Annotated in this window: 15 protein-coding genes; 5 read left to right on the plus strand and 10 right to left on the minus strand. The window is 66.5% G+C overall.

Features of this window, described 5'->3' with window-relative positions:
- The 7 genes from Q7V15_RS05915 to lptF all read right to left on the minus strand — a co-directional run.
- Positions 1-811, minus strand: an 811-nt coding sequence (locus Q7V15_RS05915; RefSeq protein ID WP_304754505.1) for a mechanosensitive ion channel family protein, incomplete at its 3' end; no start/stop codon positions are given.
- 47 nt (positions 812-858) lie between these two features.
- Positions 859-1704: a 16S rRNA (adenine(1518)-N(6)/adenine(1519)-N(6))-dimethyltransferase RsmA gene (gene rsmA / locus Q7V15_RS05920; RefSeq protein ID WP_304754506.1), complete on the minus strand. Its 846-nt coding sequence runs from the start codon at positions 1702-1704 to the stop codon at positions 859-861.
- A complete protein-coding gene (pdxA, locus tag Q7V15_RS05925) occupies positions 1701-2705 on the minus strand; it encodes a 4-hydroxythreonine-4-phosphate dehydrogenase PdxA (RefSeq protein WP_304754507.1) in 1005 nt (334 codons plus the stop codon). Before pdxA ends, rsmA begins: the two co-directional genes overlap by 4 nt.
- Positions 2702-4027, minus strand: coding sequence for a peptidylprolyl isomerase (locus tag Q7V15_RS05930; RefSeq protein ID WP_304754508.1), 1326 nt, complete (start codon positions 4025-4027; stop codon positions 2702-2704). The genes pdxA and Q7V15_RS05930 overlap by 4 nt, the downstream gene beginning before the upstream one ends.
- A 43-nt stretch (positions 4028-4070) precedes the next feature.
- The gene (locus Q7V15_RS05935) at positions 4071-6347 is read right to left on the minus strand and encodes an LPS-assembly protein LptD (protein ID WP_304754509.1); all 2277 of its coding nucleotides are present in this window, start codon (positions 6345-6347) and stop codon (positions 4071-4073) included.
- Positions 6348-6406: 59 nt separating this feature from the next.
- Positions 6407-7507 carry an LPS export ABC transporter permease LptG gene (lptG, locus tag Q7V15_RS05940; RefSeq protein ID WP_304754510.1) on the minus strand — a complete coding sequence of 367 codons (1101 nt, stop codon included), beginning with the start codon at positions 7505-7507 and terminating at the stop codon, positions 6407-6409.
- Positions 7504-8649 (minus strand): LPS export ABC transporter permease LptF, encoded by a 1146-nt coding sequence (gene lptF, locus Q7V15_RS05945; RefSeq protein WP_304754511.1) that lies wholly within the window; start codon positions 8647-8649, stop codon positions 7504-7506. The genes lptG and lptF overlap by 4 nt, the downstream gene beginning before the upstream one ends.
- A gap of 153 nt (positions 8650-8802) precedes the next feature.
- Here lptF and Q7V15_RS05950 point away from each other — a divergent pair, with 153 nt between their 5' ends.
- From Q7V15_RS05950 to Q7V15_RS05965, 4 genes are read left to right on the plus strand one after another with little or no spacing between them, the layout of a single operon-like run.
- On the plus strand, positions 8803-10287 hold the full coding sequence (locus Q7V15_RS05950; RefSeq protein ID WP_304754512.1) for a leucyl aminopeptidase: 1485 nt from the start codon (positions 8803-8805) through the stop codon (positions 10285-10287).
- A gap of 25 nt (positions 10288-10312) precedes the next feature.
- Positions 10313-11014: a hypothetical protein gene (locus tag Q7V15_RS05955; RefSeq protein ID WP_304754513.1), complete on the plus strand. Its 702-nt coding sequence runs from the start codon at positions 10313-10315 to the stop codon at positions 11012-11014.
- Positions 11007-11465 (plus strand): DNA polymerase III subunit chi, encoded by a 459-nt coding sequence (locus tag Q7V15_RS05960; protein ID WP_304754514.1) that lies wholly within the window; start codon positions 11007-11009, stop codon positions 11463-11465. Before Q7V15_RS05955 ends, Q7V15_RS05960 begins: the two co-directional genes overlap by 8 nt.
- Positions 11462-11788: a peptidase inhibitor I78 gene (locus Q7V15_RS05965; protein ID WP_304754515.1), complete on the plus strand. Its 327-nt coding sequence runs from the start codon at positions 11462-11464 to the stop codon at positions 11786-11788. The genes Q7V15_RS05960 and Q7V15_RS05965 overlap by 4 nt, the downstream gene beginning before the upstream one ends.
- Positions 11789-11922: 134 nt before the next feature.
- Here Q7V15_RS05965 and Q7V15_RS05970 read toward each other — a convergent pair whose 3' ends face one another.
- Positions 11923-14271 carry an ATP-binding protein gene (locus Q7V15_RS05970; RefSeq protein ID WP_304754516.1) on the minus strand — a complete coding sequence of 783 codons (2349 nt, stop codon included), beginning with the start codon at positions 14269-14271 and terminating at the stop codon, positions 11923-11925.
- 108 nt (positions 14272-14379) lie between these two features.
- Positions 14380-16263 carry an ABC-F family ATP-binding cassette domain-containing protein gene (locus Q7V15_RS05975; RefSeq protein WP_304754517.1) on the minus strand — a complete coding sequence of 628 codons (1884 nt, stop codon included), beginning with the start codon at positions 16261-16263 and terminating at the stop codon, positions 14380-14382.
- Positions 16264-16528: 265 nt separating this feature from the next.
- Between Q7V15_RS05975 and ndk the strand changes: the two genes are divergently transcribed.
- Positions 16529-16948, plus strand: coding sequence for a nucleoside-diphosphate kinase (ndk, locus tag Q7V15_RS05980; protein WP_304754518.1), 420 nt, complete (start codon positions 16529-16531; stop codon positions 16946-16948).
- 79 nt (positions 16949-17027) lie between these two features.
- Here ndk and purM read toward each other — a convergent pair whose 3' ends face one another.
- Entirely contained in the window at positions 17028-18053 is a 1026-nt protein-coding gene (purM, locus tag Q7V15_RS05985) for a phosphoribosylformylglycinamidine cyclo-ligase (RefSeq protein WP_304754519.1), read from the minus strand.
- Between the last annotated feature and the right edge of the window lie 12 nt (positions 18054-18065).

Consider the following 18065-nt stretch of genomic DNA (forward strand, 5'->3'; position numbering starts at 1 on the left):
CGATGCTGGTGGCATCGATATGGATGGAGCGCTTGATCCTGCGGCCGCCGGCCTGCACCATGCCTCTCCAGTTCCTGAAGGAATCTGATATGAGGGCGTAGGAGGGGATGGTGGTGATGGTCTTGTCGAAATTCTGGATCTTCACCGTGTGCAGCGCCAGGTCGATCACATCGCCATTGGCGTTGAGCTGCGGCATCTCGATCCAGTCGCCGACCCGGATCATGTCGTTGCTGGTCAGCTGCACCGAAGCGACCAGGGACAGGATGGTGTCCTTGAAGACCAGCAGCAGGACCGCGGCCATGGCGCCCAGGCCGGAGATCAGCAGCAGGGGGGAGCGATCAAGCAGGGTGGCCACCACCAGGATCGCGGCCGCCAGATAGAGGATGATCTTGCCGACCTGGATATAGCCCTTGATGGGCCGCTGCCGGGCTTCGGGTCGGCGGGAATAGAGGGCGTTGATCAGGTTCAGGCCGCCGGTGATGGCCAGGAACACCGTCAGGATCATGAAGGCGGCGGCCACGTTCCGCACCACCGTCTCGGCGGCGGCCGGCAGGTGGGGCACCAGCAGCACCGCCTGATAGATCACGATGGCCGGCGCCACATTGGCCAGGCGGGCGATGACCTCGTGGAAGAAGGTCTCCGCCTCTTCTCTCAGGGACAGGCTGAGGGCCCGGCGAACAATCCGCAGAAGCACGTGATGGGTCAGCCAATTGACCACGGCGGCGAGGATCGCCAGGACGCCAAGCCCGATCAGGGTCTGCAGGTAGGGATAGGCGTTGAGGCCGACGAGGGCCTGGTCAATGTCCAGCATGGGCCGGTCCTAGAGGAGGGTGGCCTTCCCCGGCAAGGCCTTCCGGCCTATTTCTCCCCGTGGCGCTCCGCCACCAGCACGGCCTGGGCGAGGCCCATGAATTCGTCGAGGGTGAGGGTCTCGGCCCGGCGGACAGGGTCGATCCCTGCGGCGGCGCATAGATCTGCGCCCCCGAGGGGCTTGAGGCTCGCCCGCAGCATCTTGCGCCTTTGACCAAATGCAGCCTGGCTGACCCGCTCAAGGGCCGCCAGCAGGGGCGTCGGCGGCCGGTCTGGCAGGGGGTCGAGGCGGACCACGGCGGAGTCGACCTTGGGCGGTGGGGTGAAGGCCCGGGCCGGCGCCTCCATCACGATCTTGGCTTGGGTGGTCGCCTGGGCGAGGACGGCCAGACGGCCATAGGCGTCATCCCCTGGACGGGCGACGATCCGCTCAGCCACTTCCTTCTGGAACATCAGGGTCATTGAGGCGGGGCGATAGGGGCCGGTCAGCCACTTGATCAGGAGGGCCGTGCCCACATTGTAGGGCAGGTTGGAGACTATGGTCAGCGGCGCGCCGGCGGCGAGGGCGCCCTCATCGACCTTCAGCGCGTCGCCCATCTGAATGGTCAGCCGGCCTTCGGAAACGGTCGTAAGGTCATTGAGGATCGGGAGAAACCGCGCGTCCTTCTCAATGACGGTCACGTCAGCCCCGGCCTCCAGGAGCGCACGGGTCAGGCCGCCGGGGCCGGGGCCCACCTCCAGAACCGGGCGTCCCTCCAGGGGGCCGGCGAGCCGGGCGATCTTGCGGGTGATGTTCAGGTCGAGAAGGAAGTGCTGGCCCAGGCCCTTGTCGGCCATCAGCCCGTGGGCCTCCAGGCTCTGTCTTAGGGGGGGGAGATTGGTCAGCGCGCTCATTGCCGACGGTCGGCGATCTCTTTGGCCAGGCGGATCGCCGCGATCATGCTGTCGGGGCGCGCCTGGCCGCGGCCGGCGATATCAAAGGCGGTGCCGTGGTCAGGGGAGGTTCGCACGATGGGCAGTCCCAGCGTGACATTCACCCCGCCCCAGAAGTCGAGCATCTTGAGCGGAATGAGGGCCTGGTCGTGATAAAGGCAGAGGACAGCATCGGACTTGGCGCGTGCGGCCTCGTGAAACAGGCTGTCGGCGGGGCTTGGCCCGACGGCGTTCACGCCCAGATCGCGCAGGGACCTTACGGCAGGGCCGACGATCTGAATTTCCTCCCGCCCGATGGTCCCGCCTTCGCCCGCATGGGGATTCAGCGCCGCCACAGCCAGGCGCGGCGATTCTATGCCGAAGTCCCGCCGCAGGGCCTGGGCGGTCACCAGGCCGGCATTGACGATCTTTTCCACAGAAAGACTGGCCGGGACCTCCGCCAAGGGCATGTGGACGGTCACCAATGAGACACGGAGGCCTGGGGCGGCCAGCATCATCACAGGCCCTCGGGCGCCGTCAAATCGGTGAGCCAGGGTGAGTTCACCCAGAAATTCTGTATGTCCGGGGAAGGAAAACCCGGCGCCATAGAGGCTTTCCTTGGCGATCGGGGCGGTCACCACGCCGCCGACGGCGCCCGACAGGGCGAGGCCTACGGCGGTTTCGATCCAGGCGATCACCGCCTTGGCCGCACGGGGCGAGGGCGCCCCGGCCACGACGGGCTCGAGCAGGGGAATGTCGATGACCGGCACGGCGTGGGGGAAGGTGCGGGCGGCGTCCTCCGCCGTGCTAATCGGCCGGACGAGACCTGTCGTCCCGCTGGACGCAGCGGCCACCTGCCCCAGATCTCCGACCACAAGGAAGTGCGGTCCTGTGTGGCGAAGTGCGCTCCAGGCCTTGAAAACAATCTCAGGGCCGATCCCGGAGGGGTCTCCCAGACTGACGGCCAGTGGGCGGTTCTTCACCGGGTCTCAAGGGTGGCTGCGTTTCGGAGGTCACGCATGTAACGCCGGGCGATGAGCCCGAGTTGCTCGAAGAACAGACGCCGTTCGACCATCTGGGGCGACAGCTCGGCCCCTCCAGAGGCGCGCTTGCCGCAAACCGCGACAATGTGCATGCCGGCTTCTGTGCGAATGGGCTCGGAGAGTTCGCCAATCTGCAGGCTCTCGGCCGCGGTCCTGAAGGCCGGCGCCAGATCGCCGATCTCCGCCTCGCCCAGGTCACCGGCGATCACGCCGGCCTCCCGGCTAGCGACAGCTTCAAGGTCGTCGCAACCTGTAATCTGCGACCGCAGAGACATGAGCCGCGACCGCGCGGCGGAGACCTGGCTCTCTGGAGCGCTGGCCGGAACCCCGATCGCCGCCTGCTTGAGGCTGACCACCGTCGCGCCAGCGCCAGACCGCTTGTCGCGGAGATAGACGATGTAGACCCCGTCGGACACCGGAATTGGGCGCGAGAGCTGACCGGGCCGCATCTGATCGAGGGCCTGTTCCACCTCGGCGGGCATTTCGCCAGGGCCGATCCAGCCAGCGTCGCCGCCGGCCGCCGCCGTCGGGGCGGCGGAGAACTGCCGGGCGACGGCCTGGAATGGCGCGCCCTGTTGCATCTGGCTGACCAGCTGCTCAGCGCCGCGAAGGGCCGTATCCATTCCGCCCACGCGGGCGCTGTCGATGAACACCTCGCTCACCTGGAACTGTGGACGCGTGGCCTGGGCCCGCTGCTGCTGCAGCACCGCCTGCACCTGATCATCGCCGATCCGAAGCCGCGAACCATAGCGGCCCTGAATCCAACGTTGCCAGCTGGCCTGGGCGCGCAGCTGTTCGCGCAGGGATCCCAGGACCCCCTGACTGCGGAGCATGGAGGTGAACTGCTCGGCCGTCATCTCATTGCCCGCCGCAAGCTCGGCGATTTCGGCGTCGACGTCCTCGTCGCTGGCGATGATGCTGAACTTCTGCTGGCGCTCAACCCGACGAAGTTCCTGAAGCTGCAAGGCTTCATCCACGAGGGAGACCAGGGCTTCCTGCTGGATTTGCGGCAGGTTCTGCTCGGTCGGCTGAACGCCGGTGGTGGCGATCAGCAGCCGCATCCGCTGGGCGAGGTCGTAGGTCGAGATGATCTCGTCATTGACGACCGCAGCGGCATACTCGGACATGCCCGCGGCGGGGGCGGGACGCGCAGGCGCCTCGTCCTGGGCGAACGCAACGCCGGAGAGGGCGCCGGTCGCCAGGAGAGCCGCAAGGGCGACGCCGCAGGCCGCACGGCCGCGAACTGAACGCGCAGACAACATCGCTTGGGTCATTCCTTCGTGGCGGCTCAAAGCGCCGCTGGTCCTAATTGGCATAGATAGGTTCGCCCAATGTGGCGAGGGTTAGGCGCACGGCTACGGACTCGCTGGGGCCTAGCCGTCCAACAACCGTGTCCTCGCGCCGATAGATGACTTCGATCCGTGTGCACTCGTCCCGATAGACCACTCCGATGTCGCGCACCACCCAGCCGTTCTGCACCATGTCCCGATTTCCGTAGGCGGTGACGCCCCAGTTCTGGGTCAGGAACACCTCTCCGCCCACGTCCAGATTTTCGCGTTTGACGCCGTTGATGTCGAGATCATCCCAGAGGTAGCGGAAGAAGCCTGATCCCCGGCCAAGGGACACATTGGCGCCGGTCTCAGCCCGCCGAACCTCCAGGGTATCGGCGTCCAGTCGAGCGCGGCCAAAGGCCGATATGCCACGGATCGGCTGGGCCTGGGCCGCGACGATCCAGTCTGATTGGGTGTCGCGCAGGCCTGTCCGCTCGGGAAAGGCCTGTTCTTCCCGGTCCCGGAAACTCCGGCCCACCAGCACCGTCGCGCGGCGCCCGTCATCCCAAAGAAGATTGGCCCGCGCAGCGACGCTCGCCCGAAGCCCACCCTCCATCAGGTCATAACCGGGGAAGCGGTCGGTCATGAGCAGGTTGGTCTCGTCAAATTCGAAGGCCAGGCTGTCCTCATCCAGGTAGGTTGGAGCGCCATTGGCGTCGACGCCGACCTGGATCTGGTGGGGGCGGGGGGAGGCCGACACCTGGATCAGAGGCTCAAGGACCGCCGTCATATTGTTGAAACGACGATAGAAGGGCCAGCTCACGTCCGCGCCGGCCGTCGCCATGCCGCGGGTCGTGGTGCGGCTCCCGAAGCCTTCCGAGGGCACATCACCCAGGCTGTAGGCGTCGCCGCGCAGATTGACAAAGGGCTCCAACCGCAGGCCGGCGGGGGTGGTGAAGGTTCTGCGCCAATCAGCCTGGGCCACCACGCGTCGGCTGTCGAGGCCAGGAACGCGCAAGGCCGCTGTGCTGGTGGGAGAGAGGTCCCGTTCCAACGCCACGGCGTTGGCCTGCAACCGGAGACGCCCCCCGGCTAGCCGCACGTCGGGAGTCCACCGGCCCTCGATCAGCGGGGCGACGGTGGGGAAGGTGCGGTCATCATCCCCGGGGCGCAGGCCCTGGATATCGAAGGCCGCGGCTGAGAGATAGGAGCGTTCATCCTGGCGGATGGCGTAGACTTGGGAGATCAGGCGCCGGTCGTCGGCGATGTAAGGGCCGCGGGACTGATAGACGTCGCCGATCTCGTACTTGTCGAACAGCAACCGGTCCGACACCCGTTCGGCGGTGAACCCCCAGTCCCAATGCTCGTCGATCGCGAAGGCGCCGCGGGCCAGAATATAGCTGCGGGATGTGGCGTCCCCGAACTGCCCAAAGGAGTCGAAGTCCTCAGCATAGGTGTAGCCGCCGCGGACATCGATCTCACCCGAATAGAACCGCTTTCGATACCGGGCGTTCAGGAACGGCTCGACCTTGGCGTTAATCTGAGGGCTGAGGGTGAGGTCGGAATAGTCTGAAAGAACAAAAAGATATGGCTGTTCGTAAGAGAAGCCGCGGCGATCTGAAGCGGAGATGTCCGGCATCAACAGGCCCGACTTCCGCTCCGCCTGCGGGTCGGGGTGCCAGAACAGGGGCAGATAGAAGACCGGCGTCCCGAACAGGCGGAAGACCGCATGGCGGTAATAGATGAGCTGCCGTTCCCGATCCTGCACCACCTTGTCAGCCTGGATCGACCAGGTGGGCGCCTTGGACTCATTGTCGGCGCAGATGTCGCACGGGGTATAGATAGCGCGGTTGAGCTCGTTGATGTTCTCGTTGCGGCGCACCGCGCTGGCCGCCGCCAGCTTGACGTTCTGAGGCAGGCGGGCCGAAAAGCCGCGGGCGACGCCCGCCCGCATCTGGTCATCGAGCACGATTTCCCGGGCGAATTCGACGCTGCCGTCGGGGTTCAGAATCTCGACATTCGCCGCTTCGAGCAGGCCTTGGCCCTCGTCATAGACCAGGGAATCGGCGCGTAGGTTGCGGTTGTCATAGCGCGCTTCAACCCCACCGGTGGCGGTGGTGCGGGCCTTAGGATCATCGCGCAGGATCGTTTCAGCCTCGAGATAGATGGCGCCGGGCGGCAGACCATCGGCGCCCAGCGTCGGCACGGTCTGAGCCGCCACCGTCCCTGCGCACAGGCTCGCCAGCGCAGCCCCGGTCAGGAGGCTGAGCTTGACCGAGGCGAACGATGTGCGCCGAGGTGAAGTCTTCAAGCGTGAAATCCCTTCTGGCCGCGGCCCCTGTGCAGGGAATAGCGGCGTGGCGGCGTCTTTCAACCGTCTTCGGTGTAGCAGAGCAGGGTGAGGCCCGACAGCAGGGCGATAATCGGGGGCGCCCAAGCGGCTGCGGCCAGGGGAATGATAGCCGCGTTGGCCAGGGCGCCGGCGAACTCATTCAGGAAGAAGAAGACAAAACCCAGGGCCACACCGGCCCCCGCCAGTCCCGCCATGCCGCCCAGACGCGCCAGGCGTAGGGAGAAGGCTGCCGCCAGGATCGTCATGGCTGCGAACAGGAGGGGTGTGGCCAGAAGTTGATGAAAGCGAAGTTGGTACCGGCTGGCGCTGAAACCGGCTTGCTCGGTGGTTCGGATCGCAGCCGGCAGCCGCCAAAAGGCGATCGCCTGGGGAGAGGCGAAGCGCTCCAGCGCCGATTCGCTGTCGAGACTGGATCTCAGGGACAGGCTCTCCGAGCGGACTGAGCTCTCGCCCGCCGCCGCCTCGCGGACGTCGGTCAGCCGCCAGAACCCCGGTAACAGACGAGCTTCGGCCGCTTCCAGACGGCGTTGGAACTGCGGAATCCCATCCTCATTCTTCTGGTAGATGAACAGGGAGACGGCACGCAGGACCACGGTCCCGTCGATGATCTCCCGGTCCTTGGCATGGATGACGATCTGGCTGCGCTCGTCGCCCTGCCGCAGCCAGATGTCGTCCGGGGCGTCGACCAGATAGTTGTCCATGATCCGCGCCCGCTCCAGGCCGAACCGCGAATTGGCCGCCGCCGCCAGGGGGTTCAGCAGGGAGACTGAAATGGCCCCGATGATCGCCGCCGCCGCCGCCGTGGGCAGGATGAAGCGCCAAGCCGAAACCCCGGCCGCACGCATGGCGACAAGTTCGCTGCGCCGATTCAGGCTGACATAGGCGGCCATGCAGCCAAACAGGAAGACGAAGGGCAGCAGCACCAGGATCAGACTGGGGGCGCCCAGGGCGGTCAGCCCGAACAGCTCCACAACGCTGACCTCGGTGCGTCCCCCGATGGAGCGGGACAGCTCGACGAACTGAACCAGCACGATGACAGCCGTAATCACCGCCAGGGCGACGCCGACGCTCAGCAGGCTGCGGGAGAGGACATAGGCCTCGATCCGACCAAATCTCATGCCCCACCCTCCGCTGCGACGACGGGTTTCGGGCGTCTCTTCCGGATATCGATGAAGCGGGTCACCTTCTGTCGGAACAGCCCGCGCAGCGCCAAGCCGATCGCCAGCAGGGGCACGGCGTATTGCAGCACATTGAGCCAGGCGCTGGCCTCGGAGGCCGCCTGGACGACGAAGCCCAGGATGCGGGTCACCGCGGCGGCGGCTCCGGCCCAGGCGATGCGCCGACCATAGCCCATGCGGTCATAGCCGCCCCCCAGAATGGCGGCCAGGGCCATGGCCATGAAGGCGATATTGTACAGGGGCGTGGCCAGGCGAGCATGCCCCTCGGCCAGCATGTCCAGTCGGTTCCGCCGTTCCCAGTCCTGTTCCAGGTCGGGAAAAAACAGCTCATGGAGATAGCGGTCCGATGGCTTGTAGTGGACCAGCTCCTCGGACGCGACCAGGGGACCCAGGTTGAAGATGTACTCATCGAAGGTCAGGTAGTTCAGCACGCCGGTAGCGCTGAACTCCTGGGTGGAGCCGCGAGACATCACCAGCACGGGGGTTCCGCCGCGGGTGGCCATGCGCCCCTGGTCAGCGGTGTAGGTGGTGGCCGCGCCGTCGCTTTCGGCCACGTGAATGAACAGGTTGCCCATGCGACCGCGGCTGTCGACGCTCTGGGCGTAGACGGTCAATCCTGGGGCGGGCTCGGTAAACTCGCCCTCGCGGACCAGGGTGGCGGCGAGATCGGTGCGCACGTCAAACAGCGTTTCGCGCAATTCCCGATAGGCGGCGGGCTGAATGAAGAGGTTCAGCACCAGGGCCAGCAGGGCGAGGATGACCGCCAGGCGCAGGGGAGGGGCGATAACCCGCCAGCGACTCATGCCGCCCGCGAAGCAGACGACGAGCTCCTGCTCGCTCTGCAAGCGGTTCAAGGCGACCAGGGCTGCCACAAACAAGGCTAGCGGCAGCACCATGTTGATCAGCTGCGGCATGGCCAGCAAGGTGATCTTGAGGAAGACCCCAGCGCTCTGGCGCTGGTTGATGATGACGTCGAGGGCCGAGAGGCTCTGGCTGAGCAAGGCCACTGCGGTGAGGGCGAGCGTCGCCAACAGGGTGGGACCCAGGAGCTGGCGCAGCAGGTATCGGTCGATCAGGCGCATGGAAAAAAGGCGTCGCCGGGCTGATTTGGCGCGCCCTTGGCGCGAAGCTGTTCTAAACCATGCGTCGCCGCGCCACACAACCGCCGCAGGTGACGCCAGACTGGGCGCCCTGGCGGTGGAGCGCCTTCAGCTTTGCTTTGGTTGAGATATCGCATGGACATTCAATTCGTCACGGCCGCTTCGGAAATCGCCGAAAAGTCGGCGCTCGCTCTCATCGTCTTCGAAGGCGCCACCCTTTCCGGGGCGGCGGCCGAGGCTGACCGGCAGGCCGGAGGTGTGGTCGCCCGCGCCCTGGCGCAAGGGCGCTTCACTGGCGCCAAGGGTCAGATCCTGGACCTCGCCGCCCCCGCGGGCCACAAGGCCGAGCGTCTGCTCCTGGTCGGCGCCGGCAAGCGCGAGGCTTTCGACGAGGTCGGCGCAGAGCATGCGGCCGCCAGCGCCTATAACGCCGTCAAGCTCTCGGGGCTGGCGACTCTTCGGGTGGCCTTCGCCGATGAGACGGCTGCTCAGCCCGAGCGCGCCGCCCTGGGGGTTCGTCTGGCCGCCTACCGTTTTGATCGCTACCGGACCAAGGAAGCCGCCGACAAAAAACCGTCGGTGCTCAAGGGTGAGTTCGTCTGCGCCGACATCGAGGCGGCCAAGTCTGGATTTGTCGCCCAATCGGCCCTGGCCGACGCCATCGCCTTCGCCCGCGACCTGGTTTCCGAACCCCCGAACGTTCTCTATCCGGCCGAGTTCGCCCGTCGTGTGAAGGCGTTGGAGAGCCTTGGCCTGGAGGTCGAAATCCTCGGCGAGGCCGAGATGGAGAAGCTCGGCATGGGATCGCTGCTTGGCGTTGGCCGCGGCAGCGCCAAGGACAGCCAGCTGGCCATCATGCGCTGGAACGGCGCCTCTGATCCCAAGGCCCAGCCGATCGCCTTTGTGGGCAAGGGCGTTTGTTTCGACACGGGCGGTATTTCAATCAAGCCGGCCGACGGCATGGAAGACATGAAGTGGGACATGGGCGGCGCCGCCGCCGTGGCCGGTCTCATGCACGCCCTGGCCGGCCGCAAGGCCAAGGCCAATGTGGTCGGCATCCTGGGGCTTGTGGAAAACATGCCCGACGGCGACGCTCAGCGCCCCGGCGATGTGGTCACCAGCATGTCGGGCCAGACCATCGAGATCATCAATACCGACGCCGAAGGCCGCCTCGTCCTGGCGGACGCCCTCTGGTACTGCCAGGAGCGTTTCAAGCCGAAGTTCATGGTCGATCTGGCCACCCTGACCGGCGCCATCATCATCAGCCTCGGCAACGATTATGCCGGCGTGTTCTCCAATAATGACGAGCTGGCCGACAATCTGCTGGCCGCCTCCAAGGCAGAGGCCGAGCCCCTGTGGCGCATGCCGCTGCCGGCCGCCTACGACAAGCAGATCGACAGCATGATCGCCGACATGAAGAATACCGGGGGGCGGCCGGGCGGCTCGATCACCGCGGCGCTCTTCCTGCAGCGGTTCGTCAACGGCCTGCCCTGGGCGCACATGGACATCGCCTCCACCGCCTGGAAGAAGCCGTCGAGCGTGCCGACCATCCCCGAGGGCGCCACCGGCTATGGTGTCCGGCTGCTCAACCGCATGGTCGCCGACAAGTACGAGGACTGACGCAGCCGAGAGCGGAGGTCGCCCGGTGCGGTTCGTGCTCTTGCACAGCCCCTTGCTTGGCCCGCTGACCTGGCAGGCGGTGGGCGACGACCTGCGCGCCCGCGGGGCCAGGGCTGAAACACCGGCATGGCCGGTGCTCTCTCAGGTGAGCGGGAGCTTCTATCGCACCCTGGCCACCAAGCTCGCCCGGGCGGTGGACGAGGCCGGAGACGACCCGCTCATCCTCGTCGCCCACAGCGGCGCGGGCGCCCTGGTTCCGGCCACGGCGGCGGCCCTTTCGGCGCCGGTCGCCGCCACCATTCTGGTTGACGCCATTCTCCCGCATCCCGGCCAGTGCTGGCTCGACACCGCCCCGCCCGCCCTGCGGCAGGATTTGACCCTGGGCTCCCAGGGCGGCGAGCTTCCCACTTGGGATGCATGGTGGCCCCCCGGGGCCCTGGCGCGGCTGATCCCCGACCCTGGACTTCGGAACGCCCTGGTTGCGGAGCTGACGCCCTTGCCGCTCGCCTATTTCGAGGAGGCCGCCCCCCAGGGCGAACTCACAGGCTCTGGCGCCTATCTGCAGCTGAGCGGGGCCTATGAGGACCAGGCTCAGGCCGCCCGTTTGCTCGGCTGGCGGGCCCGCAGGCTGCAGCTCAATCACCTCTCGCCGCTGACCGCCCCAAAAGAGGTCGCAGCTCTCCTCTATGCGCTGGGGCAGGAGTTGCTGGAGGTCCGGCATGGCTGATCCGGCCTGCGAGGTCTGGTTCTATCATATGGAGCGGTCGAGCCTGGAACAGGTGCTGCCAGACCTCCTTGAGCGCTCCCTGGCGCGCAATTGGAGGGCCATCGTTCGAGGACGCCAGAGCGATCGAATCGAGCGCCTGGATGAGCTGCTTTGGACCTATCGGGACGAGAGTTTCCTACCCCATGGTCTCGCCGAAGAACCCCATGCGGCGCTGCAACCGGTGATCCTGACCACCCAGATGGACAATCCGAACGGTGCGGATGTGGTCTTTCTGTTGGACGGGGCGGACGCTGGCGACCTTGATGGGTTTGTCCGCTGCATCGTCCTGTTTGACGGCCGCGATGAGGCGGCCCTCGCCACAGCGCGGGCGCAATGGCGTGCGATCAAGACATCTGGGCTGCCGGTGAGTTACTGGAAACAAATGGCCCGCGGTTGGGAGAAACAGGCATGACACGCAAGCTCGCATTCGCCCTGGGCGTCAGTCTTCTCATGCTCGGCGCTTGCGCCAGCGAGGGGCCGGGCCCCGCGCCGCCGCCAAACTACCCGGCGCCACAGCCGCAGCCGCAGCCGGCGCCGCCCGCTGATCAGTGCGGAGCCGCCGCGGCGCAGCGTCTTGTGGGCCGCCACCGGAGTGAAATCCCTGTGCCGTTGAATCCGGGCCTTCAGCGGGTCGCCTGCACCACATGCCCGGTGACGATGGACTTCCATCCCCGTCGCCTGAACTTCTTCTACGAGGCCGCCACCGGCGTCATCAAGGAGGTTCGCTGCGGCTGACCGCCATGGCCCTAGTCCCGAGGCGGCCGGCGCAACCAACGGGCGATGATGGCGAAGGCGGCTGGCGCCACCAGCACTGCGGCCAACAACAGATAAATCACCCGCGCCCAATCTGGCATGGTGTTGATCCTTCCTCAGCCCCTGGGAGAGGATGAGGCGCCAGCCAGCACCATGTCCAGGGCGCCCAGGAGGCGCTCCAGCTCAATGGGCTTGGGGGTGAGGGCGTCCATGCCCGCGTTCAGATATTCACGCTCATGATGCGACATGGCGTTGGCGGTGAGGGCGATTATGGGGGTCCTTGGGCGGCCCTCGGCCTCCTCACGGGTCCGGATCAGCCGAGTCGCCGTCGGGCCGTCCATGATCGGCATCTGAACGTCCATCAAAATGGCGTCCCATTGGCCATCGGCCCAGGCGGCGACTGCAGCCTGGCCGTCATCGACCAGGTGAAGATCGATCTTCAGGGGCGAGAAGAGGGTCTTCAGCACCAGCTGATTCATCGGATTGTCTTCGGCCGCCAGAATGCGCAGGATCTGGCGGTCGTCCTGGGCGTCCAAGGGCCGACTGTCCTCAAGCGCAGCTTGGGTCGCGGGCGGCGCCGCCACGGTCAGGGGGAGCTTGACCGTAAAGACCGACCCCCGACCGACCACGCTTTCAACGCCGATCGTCCCCCCCATCAGGGCGCACAGGTCCCGGCAGATGGCCAAGCCCAGGCCAGACCCGCCGAACCGTCTGGTTGTGGTGGCGTCGGCCTGGACGAACTTCTCAAACAAGGCGCCGAGCCGTTCGGGCGCGATGCCCGGACCCGTGTCGGTCACAGCCATCACAAGCTGTCCATCCTTGGCGGCTACTGAGACCTCAACAGAGCCCCGGGCGGTGAACTTCACGGCGTTGGAAACCAGGTTATACAAAATCTGCCGGACCCGCGTGGGGTCTCCGCGCCAGTAGGCCGGCGCCTCAGGGTCGATCGCCAGGCTGAAATGGAGATCCTTTTCCGCCGCCAGGGTGGTGAAGGTGGCGCGCGCGCCTTCTGCGATGAGCGCGATGTCCACCAGGCCATCTTCAAGCTCAAGCCGCCCCGCCTCGATACGGGACAGGTCCAGGAGGTCGTTCAGCAGGATGAGGAGCGTCTCCCCGGCCTGGCGGATGACGGCAAGGCGCTCCTTCTGGGGCTGGGGCAGATCTTCGCGGGCCATCGCCTGAGCCATGCCCAGCACACCATTGAGCGGCGTGCGGATCTCATGGCTCATGGTGGCGAGGAAGGCGCTCTTGGCCAGATTGGCGGCGTCCGCCTGGTCTCGGGCGCGCTTCAGATTGGTGTTCAGATTGCGCAAGCGTCGTTCGGACCGCTTCAGATCGGCGATGGACTGGGTGAAAATCACTACCCGCACCGGCCCATCCCCGACAAAGCGCGAGGCGCTGAGCCGGAACCACTCGCCACTTATCGCCTCATAGGCGCGGGTGAAGGTTTCCTTTTGCCCGTCTATCACCGTGCGGACGCCGCGTTCCAGCGGGCGGCCATGGCCGCCTGGAAGCCGCCGGAAAATCTCGAACAGGTTCAGCTGGGGCACCTTCTCCACCGAGGTCCGTGCGCCCCCGCCGTCACGGAAACTCCGGTTGGCCTCCACCAGTTGGCCGTTGGCGTCGATCACCGCCACCATGGCGGCGATGCCGTCAATCACGCCGCGGGCGAAGCCCTCGGACTCACGCAGCTCGCCCAAGGCGTGGCGCATCGTGGTCACGTCCTGGCTTGCGCCCCGAATCGCGACGCAGACGCCGTCCACGATCTCTGCGACCCCCATGACTCGCAGCCAGATAGTACGGCCATCGGCCGTTTGCGCCTCGGCCTCGAAGTCCATCCGCTCGCCGTTTTGCGCGGCGCCGATGATTGCGGCCAGGACAGTGTCCCGGTGTTCGGGCAGGTAGATCTCGATCGCAGCCTGGAAGGAGTCCGTGGACTCGGTGCGCCCCGTCATCGCGCAGAGCTCGGCGCTATAACGAACCTCGGCGGTCCGAAAATCGATTTCCCAGCCGCCCAGCCCCGCCAGCCGCGCGGCGTCGCGCAAGGCCGTTGAGGCCGCCTCGGAGCGACGGTGAGCGTGCCGGCCCTCTGTGATGTCGGTCAGGGTGAGGACATGGCTCTCCAGCACCCCGGATCCATCGCGGACGGGACGGATCTCAGCGTCGAGCCAGTAGATTTCGCCATTCTTTCGACGGGCGGCCACTTCGGCGCGCATCCCATCCATCGCCGAAAGGCTGTGTGCGGTCAGAAGCGTGCTCGCGCCCGTGTCGTTCTCCACGAGCAGAAGGCAAGAGGCGGACTGGCCGATCGCCTCTTTTGCACTGTAGCCTGTGATCACGGTGAAGCTGTCATTGACCCAGGTGATCAATCCCCCAGGATCGATCAGGGCCAGCCCTTGGGAGACGGCGGCCAGGGCGCGCGCAAGCCTGCCGTCCGTCTGGCCTTCATCAGGTTGTGATGTCACGGGCGAGGTCCAGGCGTCCATACGCATCTTCCGCCGAGACTAGGGCTCGGGTGTGAATAAACGCGAAATAGTCGCCTGATTCGAGCGCGCCCATTCGAGGCGAACAGCTTATCCTGCAGGCGACTTCAGCGCCTCATAGGCCTCCACCGCAGCGATCCACTCCGCCTCTGCGGTTTCAAGCACGCCCTGAGCCTGGGCCCGCTGGCGCCCGAGCGCTGCAGCCTTATCGGGGCCTTGCGCAAACACAGCGGGATCGCTGAGCTGAGCGTCGATCCTGGCCACCGCCTCAGTGGCGCGGGCAAGGGCGGCTTCAGCGGCTTCGGCGCGACGGCGGGCGTTTCCGGTGGGCGCCTTCCGAGCCGGCGCGGGCGGCGGCGGCGGGGGGGCGGCGACCTCTTCGCGAACCTGGGTCGGGGCCCGTACGCGGGCCTTGGCGCGTTCGATCACATATCGGGAATAGTCCTCCAGATCGCCGTCGAAGGGGGCGATCGTGCCGTCGGCGGCGAGCCAGAGACGGTCAGCGACCATCTCCATCAGCGATCGGTCGTGGGTGATCAGGATCACGGCCCCGGCGAAGTCGTTCAACGCCTCCAGCAGGGCGCGGCGGGAGTCGATATCCAGGTGGTTTGTGGGCTCATCGAGGATCAGCAGGTGAGGCGCCTCGGCAGCCACCATGTTCAGCAGCAACCGCGCGCGCTCTCCGCCGGACAGATCGGCGACCGTGGTCTCCACCTTGTCGCGATTGAAGCCGTACTGGGCCAGGCGCGAGCGGCGGGCCGCCTCGGAGGCCTCGGGCATGGCCCGGCGGATGATGTCGAGCGGGGTGTCGGTCGGGTCCATCGCCTCGATCTGGTGCTGGTGGAACCAGCCCACCCGCATGCGACGGTCGCGGTGCATATGGCCGTGCTCAATCGCCAGCGCCTCGGCCAACATCTTGGCGAAGGTGGACTTGCCTGCGCCGTTGACTCCCAACAGGCCAATGCGGTCGTCCACGTCCAGGCGCAGGTTCAGGTCTCGCAGGATGGGCGGGCCGCCATAGCCGACGCTGACGCCCTCCAGGCGGATCAGCGGCGGGGCGAGGGGGCGTTCCGGCGAGGGCAGGGTGAAGGGAGCCACATGTTCGCTGCCGACCGCGGCGATCACCGGCAGCTTGGACAGCGCCTTCAAGCGCGACTGGGCCTGGGTCGCCTTGCTGGCCTTGGCCCGGAAGCGGTCCACGAAGGACTGCATGTGGGCCCGCTTGGCCTCGATCTTCGATCGCATGGCCTCTTGAAGCCGCGCCTTTTCAGCCCGCTGGGTTTCAAAGGCGTCATAGCCGCCGGCATAGAGGGTGAGCTTGCCGTCAGCCAGATGCAGGGTGTGGTCGATGGAGTTGTTCAATAGCTCCCGGTCGTGGCTGATCACCAGGGCGTTGTACGGATAGGTTCGCAGCCGAGCCTCGAGCCAAAGGGCGCCTTCCAGATCGAGATAGTTGGTCGGCTCGTCCAGAAGCAGCATGTCGGGTTCGGAGAACAGGGCTGCGGCCAGGGCCACCCGCATCCGCCAGCCGCCGGAGAATTCCGACATGGGCCGTTCGAGATCCTCTGTGGAAAACCCCAGGCCGGCCAGGATTTCGGCCGCCCGAGACGGCGCCCGGTCAGCATCGATCTCGATCAGACGCGCATAGATCTCACCCATGTGCTCAGGTTCGGCGGTCTCCAGCTCCGCCAGCAGACCGTGCCGGATTTCGTCGGCGGCGAGCACGGTGTCGATCAGCGACACCGGGGTGGCCGGATGCTCCTGATCCACCGAGCCCAGGCGCGCGCCCTTGGGCAGGCTGATTTCGCCCGAACCCAGCACCAGCTCGCCCTTGATCAGCTTGAAAAGGGTGGACTTGCCGATCCCGTTGCGACCGACGAGGCCCACCTTGGCGTTGCGGGGCAGGGAGACGCTGGCCCCGTCGAAGAAACGGCGGCCCCAGGCGTCGAAAACCAGATCTTGAATTTGCAGCATGTCAGTCAGGGCACAACAAAGAAGGGGGCGGCCAGAAGGAGAGGCGGCCTTGGGGCCGCGGTCGGGCTCGCCGTCACGGGGAGGGGGGTCGGAAAACTCGAGATCTGCGCCGCCGCTGTCCCGACCGTGGCGCGCTCATAGCAGACCGCGCCCGGCGCGTCAGGGGGCATTGCCGCGCCGGCTTGGCGTCTGCGGGTCTCAGGGCTATACACGCGCGCCTCTGGGCGAAACCCCGCCCCAAGACCCCATTCTGAAGAAAAGCCCCATGACCGAACGCACCTTTTCGATCCTGAAGCCGGACGCCACCGAGCGGAACCTCACCGGCAAGATTAATGCGGTGATCGAAGACGCCGGCCTGCGCATCGTCGCCCAACGCCGCATTCGCATGACCGAGGCCCAGGCCAAGACCTTCTACGAAGTCCACAAGGAGCGCCCGTTCTACGGCGAACTGGTCGGCCAGATGACCTCGGCCCCCGTGGTCGTTCAGGTCCTGGAAGGCGAGAACGCCGTGGCCAAGTATCGTGAGATCATGGGCGCGACCAACCCGGAACAGGCCGCCGAAGGCACGATCCGCAAACTGTTCGCCAAGAACGTCGGCGAGAACTCGGTCCACGGCTCCGACAGCCAGGACAACGCCAAGCTGGAGATCGCCCAGTTCTTCACCGAAGACCAGATCGTCGGCTGATCGGGCTTCCCGGACATGGAAAGGGCCGCAGCGTTCGCCGCTGCGGCCCTTTTTCTTGGGCGATGCCCCGCGAGCTGGTTCAGGCCGCGATCAGTTCACCGCAGATGAAGGCGTCTTCGCCCGCGCCGAGCAGGGCTTCGAGCACGGCGGGGGCCTCTTCGGCGCCAACGATCAGAACCATGCCGATCCCGCAGTTGAATGTCCGGCGCATCTCGGTCTCGGCCACGCCGCCAACCTCCTGTAGCCAGGCGAACACTGGCGGCAAGGTCCAGGCGCTCCAGTCAAATCGAGGCTCCAGGCCCTCGGCGATGGCGCGGGGGGGATTCTCGGTCAGGCCGCCCCCGGTGATATGCGCCAGGCCCTTGATCTGCCCGGCCTTGATCAGCGGCGTCAGGCTTCGGGCATAGATGCGGGTCGGGACCATCAGAGCCTCCGCCAAGGTCTGCCCCTCGGCGAAGGGGGCCGGCGCGTCCCAGGCCAAGCCAGACCGCTCGACAATCTTGCGGACGAGGGAATAGCCGTTGGAGTGCGGGCCTGAGGAGGCCAGGCCGATCAGCAGGTCGCCGGCCCCTTGGTCGTTCATCCGAGGCAGGACCCGATGGCGATCGACCGCCCCGACCGAGAAGCCCGCCAGGTCATAGTCATCGCCCGCATACATGCCTGGCATCTCGGCGGTCTCGCCGCCCACGAGGGCGGCGCCGGCCAGCTTGCAGCCCTCGGCGATGCCGGCCACCACCCGGGTGGCGACGGCCACGTCCAGCTTGCTAGTGGCCAGATAGTCCAGGAACATCAGGGGCTCTGCGCCCTGGGCCAGCAGGTCGTTGACGCACATGGCCACCAAGTCGATGCCGACAGTGTCGTGCAGGCCGGTCTCGATGGCGATCTTCAGCTTGGTGCCGACGCCGTCTGTCGTGGTGACCAGCAGGGGGTCGTCATAGCCGGCCGCCTTGAGGTCGAAAAGGGCGCCAAATCCCCCTAGGGAAGCCTCGGCGCCGGGCCGTCGCGTGGCCTTGGCCAGCGGCTTGATGGCGTCCACAAGCGCATTGCCGGCGTCGATGTCGACACCCGCCTGGGCGTAGGTCAGGCCGTTTGGCCGATCGGTCATATCGAATGCCCT

The sequence above is a fragment of the Phenylobacterium sp. genome (assembly GCF_030651755.1).
Classification (GTDB): Bacteria; Pseudomonadota; Alphaproteobacteria; order Caulobacterales; family Caulobacteraceae; genus Phenylobacterium.